Origin of the sequence: 'Nostoc azollae' 0708 (assembly GCF_000196515.1) — a bacterium.
GTDB classification, from domain to species: Bacteria; Cyanobacteriota; Cyanobacteriia; order Cyanobacteriales; family Nostocaceae; genus Trichormus_B; species Trichormus_B azollae.
The window spans coordinates 783,403-797,485 of sequence record NC_014248.1; the positions used below are offsets into that span (position 1 = coordinate 783,403).

A 14,083-nucleotide genomic window follows, 5' to 3' on the forward strand; every position below is an offset into this window, starting at 1 on the left:
ATTTTGAATTATTTCACTGGCTGCAATTTTGTCACTTTGAGTTGAAATTTGCCTAACCCAGTTTCTCCGAAAGACCGCACGCGAATAATGTAAGTTGCTGTTTGGGTGATGCGGGTAAACAACAGAGAATTACTTGTACCATCGGGCCCATCGTCATTTTCTGCCACTGTTGAACCATTGGGTGATAACAGAGTAATAATGCTGTCAAAGTTATCAGAAGACAAATCAATAGCTAAATTATCACCTTTGGTTAATTTCATGGTATAATCACGGGCGAATCCTCCTTGACCTGTGGGAATATCTTGGTCTGATAATGTATCTTTAATTTCCGTACTTCCATTAATAGGAAGTGGCTTATATAAGTTACTGCTGTTAATAATAGTATTTTTTTGAGCAAAGACTGTATTGATAGATATCCCCATCGTCAGCAACGTGACAGGAAAGATAATAATTTTTCCCAAAGCCGCAACAAAAGCTTTATTCATAATTTGATACAGTTTTCCCTCAAATACAGGGTAATCTTCCTAATTATAGGTTTCCCAATTGGAAATTGCCCATAAACTTGAGGCTGAATCTATTGTGAACTATTTGTGGCAACAGCAGCTAAACCAAGTACAGAAATGCTACTTTGATGAACTGTGTAAACAGCAGATTCGCCAATTGCATCTGTGGTATAAATATCATCCACTAACAGCACTGGTGCATCTGGGTGACGACAGCTAAAATCTTGTCCTATGGAAAAAGCATCGGCTAGGTTTTGTTCTCGGTCAGACCCGGGCCCACTAAACTGGGCCTTAGTTTCTTTAATTCTCGCTAAAACATTTGCTTTTAACTTTCAACCCGTTCTTTGGCAGGAACCTTCAGCTATGAGTGTGGCTTGGTTGTAACCTCGTTCTTTGAGTTTTTTGGTGTGGAGTAGTATGACTATGACTACAGGTTTTTTATTTAATTGAGGAGTATTTAAGAACCATGCTACTCCCAAAGGAGTACCTAAAACTCGCCCAATTTCCGGCTGGTTTTCATATTTCATCACTGCGATCACTCTTTTCAATAAACCTCCATAACTTCCCCAACCAAAAACTGGTAATGGTTGTTGCCATAAAAAATAGTTAGGATTTTTCAAGTAACAGGGTTGGAGTTGTTTAGTACAATTTTCAAAAATCCCTCCGTGTGTAATGAGCTAACAGATAGGTCAGTTGCTTTGTAAAAAAAGATTGAGTAAATTTTTGAATATACTCCCAAACCCTGAGACTGACTATTATTCTATATATTCCTGATGTTTTGTAGTGAATCGTTGGTTACTGTCAACCCACCAAACCCAGATATGTGTATCAAGTATAATCATTGCAAAACTTCCCAATCTTCTAAAGCGACGGGTTTTGTAGGGTCATCATAACGGACTACTCTCCCGCGCATTTTTTTCTGGTTGGGTAGGTAGTGCTTCTTGAGTCTGTGGAGTTTTAGCTTCGAGAATAATAACCTCTAATCCTTCCCCTGCATGAAAAGTTAGGTAAACACCGCCCCGCAATATCAAGGTTACATCTTTCAGTTAAAACAGCTTCTACTTTGTGAGCGCTCATCTTGCTACTCCTATTTTTTACTTAATGGAGAGATAAAAAGAGAACTTCAGTCCCCTAAATATATTTCACATAAATGGGATCACACCTTTTTGTTTCCACACCAGTGGTGGGGATATAGTTGGACTGGTTCTTTCAATATAGTGGCTGTTTCAATCCAAATTTGCTCAAAGCCATGTTTAGCGTTCGCTAATTCTATTTGTTCTAATCAATACTTCCCTAAACCTAAATCCCACATATTTGGTAATAGATACACTTTGGGTATTCCTAAAGCTTTTTCACCCCGGTTAATAGGATAATATGCCCCCGTACCTACTATTTAAGTTTGGTGTTCAATTACCCAAAACTCGCCCCCAGGTTCTATGTAATATTGTGCGATTTCTAACATATCTCTATCTGCCCTGTCAGGTTCCCAACCCAAACCATATTCTGATAATACATAACTAATTACAGATGCTGCTCGTGTACAGTCTTTGGGTTCCCAATCACGAATTACAAAATCTTGTTAATAATGTTTCATTACTTACTTTACTTAATTTTCTATAAGAAAAGTATAGCCCACACATTAAAGCTACTATAAATCAAAATTCCTTCTTCTCAAGAGTTGCATATGCATATATTAAAATAATTGATACACTTGTTCTTTGAGCCTCTCTCAAGAGTTAAGCAGCGCCCATAATGGTGCATATCAAGCGCGTTGAACTTACAAACTTCAAATCCTTCGGCGGTACTACTTCTGTCCCTTTACTGCCGGGGTGTACTGTCATATCTGGACCCAATGGTTCTGGTAAATCAAATATTCTCGATGGTTTGCTGTTTTGTTTGGGACTAGCTAGTTCTAAGGGAATGCGGGCTGAACGTTTACCAGATTTGGTGAATAATGCCCAAAAGCATAAGGGGCGTTCCTCCTTGGAAGCCAGTGTGACAGTGACCTTTGATTTATCAGATATTGTCTTATGCAGAAAGCCAGAGGGGGAGAGGGAGGAAGTAAAGGAAGTAGAGGAAGCAGGGGAAACAGGAGATATTGGGGAGGAAGAGGACAATAATTCCCAGTCCCCAGTCCCCAGTCCCCAGTCCCCAAAAGAATGGAGTGTTACTAGACGCTTAAGGGTGACACAGCAAGGAACTTATACGTCCAATTATTATATTAATGGTGTTTCTTGCACTCTGACTGAATTGCATGAGCAATTACAGGAACTGCGGGTTTATCCTGAAGGGTATAATGTGGTGTTGCAGGGTGATGTAACTAGCATTATCTCGATGAATGCGCGGGAACGTCGGGAAATTATTGATGAGTTGGCTGGGGTAGCGGCTTATGATCGGAAGATTATTCAAGCTAAGTCAACTTTGGATAAGGTGAAGGAAAGGGAAGACAGTTGTCGGATTATTGAGACTGAGTTAATTGTACAGCGCGATCGCTTGGGTCAAGAGAAGGCTAAGGCAGAAAGATATCAAAAGTTACGGACGGAATTTGTTCATAAGCAGTCTTGGCAAACTGTGTTATCCTACCGTTCTCTCCAAGTACAGCACGAAAAGTTAACAGCACAAATTCAAGCTGGTGAACAATCTTTTACGGATTTTACCAATCAACTTCACACTGTTAACTCGGATATTTCTCAAAAAACTCTTGAACTTGAGGAACTCAATTCTCGTGTCAAAGCTTTGGGGGAAGAGGAACTTTTAGCGGTTCAGTCTAACCTCGCTATTCACGAAGTAGAACGCAAGGAATTTCAACGTCAGCAGCGCGATTTAGAAACGGCTTTAAAAGAATCTGCAAGACGTTTGATGCAAACTCAGGAAGGAATTCAACAATATCAAGTTTCTCTGTCACAAGCTATTGAACAACAAGATGTAGAAACTGCACAGGTAATATCGTTTAAACAACAACGAAATGAGACGCAACAAGCTTTAGAAGCTTCTCGTCAAGCGGTAGCTGAGATTGCTTCGGCTTCAGAAGCTTGGGTAAAACAACAAACTGTGTTAAATCGCCAAATTGAAACTTTACTGCAAACTCTCGAACCTCAACGAACTGAACAAGCACAACTGGAAGAAAGAAATACTCAGTTAAAGCAACTTATTCATGAACAATCCGAACTAATTGCCACTTTAGAACCGGAATTGGCAGACAAGCAAGTTGAATGTAATCAACTGGAAACGGAATTTAATGCTTCTACCGTGCCTATTCAAAATTTAGCTGAAAATCTGGCGGCGACGGAACAAGAGTTACAAATTCAACAGGAAACTCAAAAGCGACTTTTGCAAGAACAACGGGAAAAACAACGCCAGTTAGATAAATTGGAAGCCCAAGCCCAAGCACAGCAGGAAGTTCAGGGTACACAAGCGAGTAAGATAATTATTCAATCTGGTTTACCTGGTTTGTGTGGGTTGGTGGTACACCTTGCTAAGGTGGAATACCGCCATCATTTGGCTTTGGAAACTGCGGCGGGTGCGCGTTTGGGACATATTGTGGTGGAAGATGACAGAGTGGCATCTGCGGGGATTGAGTTGTTAAAACAAAAACGCGTGGGGAGAGCAACTTTTTTACCTTTGAATAAAATTCAAGCTCCAAAATTTACCCCAGATTTAACTTTGCGTTATGCGGATGGGTTTGTTGAATATGCTATGAATTTGGTAGAGTGTGATCGCCGTTATCAAGAAGTATTTAAGTATGTATTTGGTAATACGGTAGTTTTTACCACTTTAGAACAAGCCAGAAAACAAATCGGTCTTTATCGTATTGTCACCCTAGATGGTGAATTATTAGAAACCAGCGGTGCAATGACAGGAGGAAGCAATACTCAGCGTTCAGCGTTAAAATTTGGCATAGGTGAAGCAAAGGAATCGGAAGAAGTATCCAGTTTAAAGACAAGATTGGCAGATATTGACCGCGTTTTAGATCGTTGTCTAGAAGCAATCTCTAATTTATCTAGCTACAGTAAGAAACTTTCCCAAGAATTTATAGAAGAACGTCAAGCACGACTGGAACAGCAGTTACGTTTAGAACAGTTAGAGAAAGATATCAAGACTCTAACCGCGCAAGTAGAAACTGCACGCTGTCAATTATCCCAAAACACCGAAAAAGTTACCACTGCACAAACTCGTCTGGAAATTTTAAATCGGGAACTACCAGGTTTAGAAAATCAATTGCAACAATTAAGACATACTTTGTCAGAGTTGGAATCGTCTCAAACTTCTAGCGAATGGCAACAAATCCAAGCAGTAATTAAAACTCAGGAGCAACAATTACAAGGAAAAGAAACCGCTTTAAGGGATGCACAAGAACAATTGAAGAGTTTAGAAAATCAACAACAACGTTTACAAGAAAAAACACAAGAAGCTCAGACGCGAGTTATTGAATATCAACAAGAACAGACAACAGTTAACAATCAACTCGCAACAGTTACTAGTCAATTGACAGAACTGAATAGCCAAATTACAGCCATTCAAGCCGATTTGAAGCAATTAGAAGAGAACTTAGGAGAAGAGAAAAAGAAACGGGATATAACGGAAACAGGAGTGCGAGCCCTCCTCCTGCGACAACAAAAATTACAATGGGAATTAGAGAAACTGCAAGAAACCCAAGAAAAACGGAGAGAAGACCTAACCGCATTACAAACTCAATTTCGGGATTTAGGCGCAGAATTACCCAATCCCCTGCCAGAAGTTCCTGCTCAAGTTGAATTAGAAGAATTGCAACAAGAATTGAGAAGTCTAGCCAAACGCTTACAGACAATGGAACCCGTCAATATGCTGGCATTGGAAGACTATGATAAAGTCCAAAATCGTCTCCAGGAACTGACTGATAAGTTACACACCCTAGAAGCAGAACGGACAGAACTATTATTAAGAATTGAAAACTTTACCAGCTTACGTCAAATCGCCTTTAAAGAAGCCTTCGACGCAGTAAACGAAAACTTCCAATCAATTTTCGCCACCCTTTCCGACGGTGACGGATACCTCCAACTGGATAATATAGAAGATCCCTTTAACAGCGGTTTAAACCTAGTCGCACACCCCAAAGGTAAACCAGTACAGCGTCTTGCTTCCATGTCTGGTGGAGAAAAATCCTTAACAGCATTAAGTTTTATTTTTTCCCTACAACGCTATCGTCCCAGCCCATTTTACGCCTTTGACGAAGTTGATATGTTTTTAGATGGAGCAAACGTCGAACGATTAGCTAAAATGATTAAACAACAGGCACAACAAGCACAGTTTATTGTTGTGAGTTTACGTCGTCCGATGATACAATCGGCCGAGCGCACAATTGGCGTTACTCAAGCCAGAGGAGCCTATACCCAAGTATTGGGTATTAAGTTACAATCCTCTAGTTAAAGGGAACAGCAAATACGTAACAGGTAAGAAGTCTACCAATTACCAATTACTAATTACCAATCCCCTTGAGTATCTGTTAAAAATGGTTTATAGATAAACTGGATTCGAGATCAGGACTCCGTATAGAATGACCTCTGAACAAGTTATTAGACGTTCCGATATATTAAACACTCAGGTAATCACCCGCGACAATGGCAAGCGGTTAGGCATTGTCAGTCAAGTCTGGGTTGATATTGATCAAAGAGAGGTTGTGGCGCTTAGTTTACGAGACAGCCTGATCTCTATTTCTGGGCTACCTCGCCAAATGTATCTCAATAGCATCAACCAAATCGGTGATGTCATCCTCGTGGATAACGAAGATGTGATTGAAGATATTGAAGTTGAAGCCCTCAGCAACCTGATCAACTGGGAAGTTATCACGGAAACTGGGGAAGTATTAGGGAAAGTAAGGGGCTTTAAGTTTAATGGAGACACAGGAAAAATTTACTCCCTCGTCATAGCATCTTTGGGATTACCTCAAATACCCGACCAATTTTTGAGTACCTACGAAATCTCAATAGATGAAGTTGTCAGCACTGGACCAAGTCGGTTAATTGTCTTTGAAGGTGCAGAAGAACGAGTTAACCAGTTAACAGTCGGTGTTCTAGAACGACTGGGTATTGGTAAAGCACCTTGGGAAAGAGACCCAGAAGAAGAATATGGCTATTCTGCTCCGCGTGTAGTTGCCCCACCCAATCAGTTACCCAGCGGAGTACCATTACAACCACCTAAGCCCAAAGTACGTGCTCCTGAACCTGTTGGAGAGGAAGAGGAGGAATGGACAGAAGATTATATGGAAGAAGAAAGACCACACCGACGAGTTATGCCAGCCCGTTCCTACGAATCAATTCAATATGAAGAGGACGAAGAAGATAATTGGAGTGAAGCGACAGGTAGAGATAGGTATCAAGTCCCACTAAGATACCCACCTCAACCTTCTAACAAGGGATACTCAGACGATTACGACGATTATGACGATGTAGAAGGTGATGCTTGGGAAGATGCACCTAAGCCTGTGAATATTCCCAAAAAGGTGAAGGAAAGACAGCCAGAATACGAAGAAGAAGGCGGATATTAAGTTTATTTAACCCCCACTACCATGAGTCAGAGGAGGTTTTTATAAGAAAAGTTAAAAGTGAAATGCTTGCTGTGAATTAGCTTTGGTGTTTTGGAAAATCCTAACTAGGGCTTGCTAGGAAAGTTATTTGTGACGATTAGGAGTCAGGAGTCAGGAGGAAGAAGAGGAGGATTTAGAATAAAAGAAAGGTGTGTCAAGAAATACAAACCATATTCCGCACCCACAACTATCACACCCCAATAAAAGGGATGTATTTAGTACATGAAAACTAATTACAGAGATAATTCACTAGAATTTATTGGAGCTAAATAGGAATGAATACTATTATTAAGTTTAGATGTTGTTTTAATAAACACGACTAAGTAAAAAATTTTGGTTCTTAGGTTTTTTTTATGGAAAACCTGGTTTAAAGTCATTAGACCTCTTAGAGAATTATTAATTTCATGTTATAAAAGGGGTTTGTCTTTATTTTAGCCAGAAGTTAGAGTTACAGGGTTATGTTTGAATTAGCGGGCACAAAGAATACCAAAAACACATAAATAAAATATATAACCCTTTATTATATCACAGAAACGTCAGGATAGGAAAAATCTAACTTAAAGAAATTATCAGAGAAAATAAAAAAAGCCTTGATAAATACTCAGAGCTAAGTTAAAAACTATCACGATAAAAATTTCCTTGTGCTGCTGACGCTAGAAAGGAATTAAGCAAAATAAGTAAAGAATTTATTTAAATCTCATCAGGTAGAAAATATAGAAATGCTGGAAAAAAATACTGATACCAAAGAAGAGAATCAATCGAAAATATTATCAGATTTCATCAACTGTTAGTGACAATAAAGATGTTATTGACCGAGAAATATTAAGAGCAGGAAGGTTTATGTTTGCTACAAATATTTTGTGTGAAAAGGAACTAAGCAATGAGAAAATGCTTTCTGAATATACAGCGCAGCAATCGTGTGAAAGAGGATTTAGTTTTCTAGAAAACCCCTTATTTCTAGGGCATAGTGTTTTTTGGAAAGTCCAGAAACAATAGAAGCATTAGCAGTGAGAATGGGGTTTTGTTTACTAGTTTACACTCTAGCACAAAGAGAAATTAGAGCAACTTTAAAATACTTAAAGTATACTCTAAAAAATCAATTAGGAAAAGCCATAAATAATCCGATAAATAAAAAAGTGAGTCTTATAATTTGACATCTGAAATTAAGTATATTCTGCTCTTCCTCTCAGAGACTTGCTATAATTACTACAGATATATAAGTCGGTTTATGGATATTATTAATATTTCAATTATTAGACAATTTGATTCATTAATAAAATTAATGAGGTAAGTATTCAGGTCTAAGGTGGAGGGATTGAAGAAGGTGTATGGAAAGCAGAGTGAACCATAGCTTTCATAGGTTGGTCAGAAAACTCAATTAGAGAAAGTGCTTGACGGCGACAAGTTTGTATAACCGTCAATAAATTGGCAGGATGTTGGAATAGCTCCAGAGAAAGAGAACCACCACAGACTTTTTATTGTGTCAGTGCTAAACCTAACCTTAGTTCAGCTAAATTATGATCAAGGTCTAGTGCCTAAGGAAGGTAAAAGTTTACCAGGTTCCCCTGGGGCTTGATCAATGAATGAATGGAAGATTCAACTTTTGGTTGAAACTAGGATGGCCAAGTCAAGAATTGATGAAGGTTTTGGGTTTGTTGGAATAAAGGGTAGCTTTTAAAACCATCTATGAGGTCCATGAATTTTGTGCCAACTTCTTGGTGATTGAAGCCAGGAATCTTGATTAGTGTCTTGAAGTGACGGGGTAGGGTAGATGTGCCTGACATTTCTGTTGAGCTGTGACCGGATAACCCTTATAGGCAGTAAAGTCATCAGAACTGAGTACACCAGAGTACCTTGAACCCACAATGGATTCTAATTCGCCAGGACAAGGAGTATCAGACCCATGCAATCAAGGGAAGTCACTATTGGCAAAAATCCATAACCATTGTTTTACCCATTTGACTACCCAGGGTATTTCATCCCCAAGGATATGAGGCTGGGTTTGTTTTATCCACTGTTTGAGGCTATGAATACTTTGAGCCACTGGACCATCTAGTCCTTCACTGGTACCTACTAATGGCCCTAGTTATTAATCCATCCCAAAATTGTATTCTTAGTCCACATCTCATTTCAATACATTCATGACTATTTCCTTTGTTCGTACATATTTTTCACGACTTTGCTAACTATGTTGCTAGGTGCAAAGATCACAGATTAAGCTAATATCTTATTTCTCAAACCAGGAATCACAATAGTTTTATTTACCATTAGGCTAAAATAGCCAATTTTAGCGATAGTCTCACTATTTATCATTCTATTAATATGAGAAATTTTGGCTTCTTCCATTGTCGCTGCCTTTTGAAATTACGATCCTGTCAGTCCTGGAAAAAGAGTAGTTACTATTACACCTGTACCCTCTATTTCATTAGCAATCACTTCGGAAAATGATAAAATATAAGCTTTAGTCGCAAAATACACTGCCATTAGTGGACCGGCTTGAGAAGCTGCAACTGAAGTAACATTTAATATTTTTCCATAGCCTTGGTAGATCATATCCTTGAGGAATAACTTAGTTAAATGGGTGAGACCCACTATGTTTACTTATAACATTTTTAGTTCTGTAGTGAGGTCAGTTTCGCTAAATACTCTATAGGTACCAAATCCAGCATTATTAACTAATACATCAATCTTGATTGCTGCTTGCTGTAAGTCATTGAATATTTCTTCTGGAGATGTTGATATAGATAAATCTATAACTAAAGTTTTGACATAAATACCAAGTTTTTGGATGAATTCCTCAGCAATTAGCGCAAGTTTTTCTTGACCTTTATCCACTAAAACTAGATTGTAACTATGACGAGCAAAAATATATGCTAATTGGTAGCAAGTTCCATGTGCTGATCCTGTAATAAGCGCAGTTTTCTGTTGGGATCTATGATCATTTTTCATTAGATACAATAGCTAATTTAACTTGAATAAACCAAGAAAGTTCTTATATGAACCTTATTTAAATTAACCTTTAGTAACCTGTGCATCATTCAAGTTAACCATATCAGTCTCCCATCCGAGAACCTGTATTCCCTGATTTACTATCATGCAACTGATGAAGCTTTTTTGCGTAATACAGATTTTGTAAGTAAGTAATTTAGCCTGATTGATTACACAATTTTATGGCGACTGTAGCCAAATAGAATGAAAAAAGTGCAAGGTTTAGGATTGCTGAAGGATCATACATATTGATATCAAATCCGTTTGAACAACCACACTAAAAACAAGTGACAAATCCTTTGGTTACAGGGGATTGAAACTATGTGCCTTTAACCAGACTTGATATAAAATACTACTTAGTTAAGAACTTGGAAACTTTCAGTTGCATTAGGGAATACTTAAAACTTAAAGGGTAAAGCTTTTTCTTCGTCCTTTTCCCTTTACTTAAGCGATAAGTATTGATACTTATTGTTGCCTTGAAACTATCTTACGGTTAAATAAGTCGACCTACGAATAATTCCCAACTCAAGTGATAACTTTATGGTGGGTTATAGGGTTGTAACTCACGTGATACTGTGGAGGGGTAAGACTCACCATTCCTGAATACGTTTTTGCAGTTATGATCTAAAAAAGTGAAAACTGTAAGTAAATTTATGAAAGATTAGGTGGAAAAAGCCTTATGACTTTAAATCGTCGTCATTTCTTACTTTTACTGGGTGCTACTGCGAGTGCTTTTATTTTAGATAGCAATGCTACCGCTGAAACACCTTCCCATACAACACCGACTATTCAATTACCCCCTTTACCTTACGCTTACGAAGCACTAGAACCGCATATCGACAGTAGAACAATGCAGTTTCATCACGATAAACACCATGCAGCCTATGTCAACAACTTAAATAAGGTATTAGACAAATACCCAAAACTGAAAAATAAACCTGTAGAAGCACTGCTACAAAATCTCGATCAGGTACCGTCAGATATTAGAACTATAGTTAGAAATAATGCGGGTGGTCATGTTAACCACTCGATGTTTTGGAAAATAATGAAACCTAATGGTGGTGGTGAACCTAGCGGAGAAGTAGCAACTGCAATTAAAGATAATTTTGGCAGTTTCATAGATTTTCGAAGAAAGTTTAATGAAGCTGGTGCTGGTCGTTTTGGTAGCGGTTGGGTTTGGTTAGTTCGCACTAAAAACGGTAAGCTGGAAATCACAACCACAGGAAATCAAGATAGTCCAATTATGAAAGGCAAATACCCAATTTTTGGTAATGATGTTTGGGAACATGCCTATTATTTGAAATATCAAAACCGCCGACCTGACTATTTAGAAGCTTGGTGGAATGTAGTGAATTGGGATGAAATTAATCAAAGGTTTGCAAATGGAAGTGAATTAGGGTAATTGCCATCTTTTTAGTCCTGAGAATGTCTAAACCATTCTACAGTTGCTTAAGTCAGTGTGATCGCTAACTTTTTTGTTTTTGGGGATTAACTCTCCAGTTGAATTATTCAGGATGTGTCATAAAACCCAATTCTAACACTACTGATGGTGCAATTTCTAGACGAGTCAGTGCTAAGTTAATTCAATACACAACTTGAGATTTACATCCTAATTTACAGGATTTAAGTAACTGGCACAAATAGCGGGCGGCATGTAGCCCTGGCACGGAACAATTGAACTCAAACCAAGCACATAGGAAGACTGGGGCATTTTAGTTGCTGAATTAAATAATTAAAAAGGAATCTATGCTTGTTTTGATAAACAGTTTGACCAGTTTGACAGGCTAAATTGTTTAATTTAATCCAAACCAACATTGCACAAGCAATATGATTTCTTTGAAACCTAGCTTTACAACATTGACAATATTTAATGCCAGTTATTTGTTTAATCTCTCGGTGAAACTCCTCGATTTTCCAACGAATTTTACACACCTCTTCTACAACATTCGTATAACTTTGAGATAAATCGTTAGTAGCGACATAATCCGTTCTGTTGGTAGAAACAGCAACCCGGAACAGTTTCACTCTTTTCTGAGCGGGAAACCCTTTAATTTTTATAATTTTACCACATTCTAACTCTTGAGTACTCCATTCTCATAATTCAATAGGTTTATCTTTTCCTTTGGCAAATGTATCATCAACTAACCGATCCTTTTTTAAAGGGCAATAATAAATTTTGTCTAAGCTATCAATATACAGCATGAAACTGTTTACTGCATACCATGTGCCCATCAAAACCATATCAAATGGGAAAAGCTTATAATAAACCAGGTTTTGCAGCATATCTTTCACATGGTCTATCTTGGTTTTACCATCCACATCCGCATTAAAAATGCGGTGATCTATTCCCCAAAATCTTTTGACTTTAGAATCCACATATACACAACTGAATACACTAATTCCTTCGAGTATGCCATGTTCATTACCACTATATTGTCTCCTCACCATCTCTATTTCTTCACAATACCTTTTGTCTAAAACACTATGATCAAATATCATGTACCCATTACGATTTGACTACTTAATAAGTATTGGCAGTAATCAAGTTTAGTAAATCTCATTACCGTCAGCAATATTTATATAATACAATCTCCTACCTATTTTCTCATGAATATTTCAAGAATGTTTCCTGTTGCAGCTAATTCCTATGGGTTGATAAAGCTTTCGGTATCCGATTCATTTAATACCGGATGTGCTATATTTCACCCATCGCCTGTGCCAGTTGCCTAAGTCCTGATTTATTAACTAGCACCTCGCTTTTGTAAGTCGGTAGGCAGTAATTTAGAAACAGTTAAATTCCCATCCTTGGCTAAAAACCCAGTGGCACCAGTAGCACCATTTTCTTTCCCACCATCTCCTGGATTAACTAAAATTTAAATACCAGATAATGCCTTGTATTTTTTTACTACAGCAGATTACAGATCAATGAGGTATAGAATCTAAATTCTATCCTAGACAGCAAGAGAGTTCTACTCCTGACTCCTGGCTCCTGCTGTATCTTTTGGTAGTCGGCAACTTGCATTAAACCTTGTAAGGGTTCTACTGCGGCTACAACTTGCGATGGACTATCAAGAAAGACTAAAAGAAAAAATTCTACTAACCTACGCAATTGATTGAAAGTTTTTAACTTTAACCTAATTGTATTGAAATATAAAATAGTTTAGCACATTCTTAAACAGTGTTCTCAAAACTCATTTAAAGTGGCCTCTGGGTTGGTACACCCACAGCACGAGGAAAATTAAAAGCTGTATTTTTCACCTTTCGCAAATATAAATAATGACGAATACTGTTAGTTAAAGGAGTTGTGAATTCCTCAATTAATTCAACTCTTCCACCTAACTGCTTAACTGCATTTTGTAAACTTTGGTTTTCTTCCTCCGTCCAACTTCCCCGATAAATTACAGCTAAACCACCTTTCTTCACCAAAGGTAAGCTATATTCAGCACAAGCAGAAGCGCTACCAACAGCACGAATAACAGCTAAATCATAGTTTTCTCTATGTTTATTTTCCTGTCCTATTTCTTCGACTCTCCCGACAAGAGTTTTAGCATTTGTGAGAGAGAGATTACTTAAAACAGTGTCAATAAAATTTATTTTTTTACGAGTAGAATCTAACAAAGTTACCTGACAACTGAGAAAAATAATAGAAATTGGTACACCAGGAAATCCTGCACCTGTGCCAATGTCGATCACAGATGCATTTTGATTCAAAAAAGGAATAAATTGTTGTTTTGGTGCAATTCCCTTTAAAGAATCCCAAAGATGTTTTTCCCAAAATTCTTCAGGTTCCGTAATCCGAGTTAAATTAAGTTGACGATTTCCTTCTAAAATTAACTTATACAACTGCTGAAGTTGTTCTTGTTGTTGATTTGTAGGTTGCCAATTGAAAGTTTGTTGCCATATTTCTGGCATTTCCGGCAAACTAGCTACAGGTAAAGATTCTAAATTCATTTGTACTCAGTCAATTGTTTGCGTGTAAGTATTCAAAATACAGAATGCTAAAGAGATTTCCAACCCTCTAACCTGCTAT

At 37.9% G+C, this 14,083-nt stretch carries 11 protein-coding genes and 3 pseudogenes; 4 read left to right on the plus strand and 10 right to left on the minus strand.

Annotation, left to right across the window (positions count from 1 at the left end):
- Positions 1–8: 8 nt before the first annotated feature.
- From AAZO_RS03605 to AAZO_RS03620, 5 genes and pseudogenes are all read right to left on the minus strand, one after another.
- Entirely contained in the window at positions 9–485 is a 477-nt protein-coding gene (locus AAZO_RS03605) for a PPC domain-containing protein (RefSeq protein WP_013190211.1), read from the minus strand.
- 89 nt (positions 486–574) lie between these two features.
- Positions 575–697 (minus strand): hypothetical protein, encoded by a 123-nt coding sequence (locus AAZO_RS42160; RefSeq protein WP_338027022.1) that lies wholly within the window; start codon positions 695–697, stop codon positions 575–577.
- A gap of 138 nt (positions 698–835) precedes the next feature.
- Positions 836–1,123 carry a ComF family protein gene (locus AAZO_RS42165; RefSeq protein WP_338027023.1) on the minus strand — a complete coding sequence of 96 codons (288 nt, stop codon included), beginning with the start codon at positions 1,121–1,123 and terminating at the stop codon, positions 836–838.
- 267 nt (positions 1,124–1,390) lie between these two features.
- The gene (locus tag AAZO_RS42170) at positions 1,391–1,534 is read right to left on the minus strand and encodes a hypothetical protein (protein ID WP_338027024.1); all 144 of its coding nucleotides are present in this window, start codon (positions 1,532–1,534) and stop codon (positions 1,391–1,393) included.
- A gap of 100 nt (positions 1,535–1,634) precedes the next feature.
- Positions 1,635–2,070: pseudogene (locus AAZO_RS03620) on the minus strand (GNAT family N-acetyltransferase).
- Positions 2,071–2,255: 185 nt separating this feature from the next.
- Between AAZO_RS03620 and smc the strand changes: the two are divergent.
- The 3 genes from smc to AAZO_RS36625 all read left to right on the plus strand — a co-directional run bounded on the left by smc (position 2,256) and on the right by AAZO_RS36625 (position 8,219).
- The gene (gene smc, locus AAZO_RS03625; protein ID WP_013190212.1) at positions 2,256–5,909 is read left to right on the plus strand and encodes a chromosome segregation protein SMC; all 3,654 of its coding nucleotides are present in this window, start codon (positions 2,256–2,258) and stop codon (positions 5,907–5,909) included.
- A gap of 127 nt (positions 5,910–6,036) precedes the next feature.
- Positions 6,037–7,026, plus strand: a complete 990-nt coding sequence (locus tag AAZO_RS03630) for a PRC-barrel domain-containing protein (protein ID WP_013190213.1) — start codon at positions 6,037–6,039, stop codon at positions 7,024–7,026.
- A gap of 1,013 nt (positions 7,027–8,039) precedes the next feature.
- Entirely contained in the window at positions 8,040–8,219 is a 180-nt protein-coding gene (locus tag AAZO_RS36625) for a hypothetical protein (protein WP_228371478.1), read from the plus strand.
- Between the two features lie 587 nt (positions 8,220–8,806).
- Here AAZO_RS36625 and AAZO_RS40860 read toward each other — a convergent pair.
- The 3 genes and pseudogenes from AAZO_RS40860 to AAZO_RS03635 all read right to left on the minus strand — a co-directional run bounded on the left by AAZO_RS40860 (position 8,807) and on the right by AAZO_RS03635 (position 10,014).
- A complete protein-coding gene (locus AAZO_RS40860; protein WP_266888028.1) occupies positions 8,807–8,929 on the minus strand; it encodes a hypothetical protein in 123 nt (40 codons plus the stop codon).
- Positions 8,930–8,974: 45 nt separating this feature from the next.
- The gene (locus AAZO_RS40865) at positions 8,975–9,109 is read right to left on the minus strand and encodes a hypothetical protein (protein WP_266888031.1); all 135 of its coding nucleotides are present in this window, start codon (positions 9,107–9,109) and stop codon (positions 8,975–8,977) included.
- Between the two features lie 101 nt (positions 9,110–9,210).
- Positions 9,211–10,014 (minus strand): annotated as a pseudogene (locus tag AAZO_RS03635) (SDR family NAD(P)-dependent oxidoreductase).
- 718 nt (positions 10,015–10,732) lie between these two features.
- On the opposite strand from AAZO_RS03635, the gene AAZO_RS03640 reads away from it, so the two are divergent.
- Positions 10,733–11,455, plus strand: coding sequence for a superoxide dismutase (locus AAZO_RS03640; RefSeq protein ID WP_013190214.1), 723 nt, complete (start codon positions 10,733–10,735; stop codon positions 11,453–11,455).
- A 278-nt stretch (positions 11,456–11,733) separates the two neighbouring features.
- On the opposite strand, the pseudogene AAZO_RS28565 reads toward AAZO_RS03640, so the two are convergent.
- Together AAZO_RS28565 and rsmG are read right to left on the minus strand one after the other, a co-directional pair.
- Positions 11,734–12,614 (minus strand): annotated as a pseudogene (locus AAZO_RS28565) (IS701 family transposase).
- 634 nt (positions 12,615–13,248) lie between these two features.
- Entirely contained in the window at positions 13,249–14,004 is a 756-nt protein-coding gene (rsmG, locus tag AAZO_RS03650; protein WP_013190215.1) for a 16S rRNA (guanine(527)-N(7))-methyltransferase RsmG, read from the minus strand.
- Positions 14,005–14,083 lie beyond the last annotated feature (79 nt).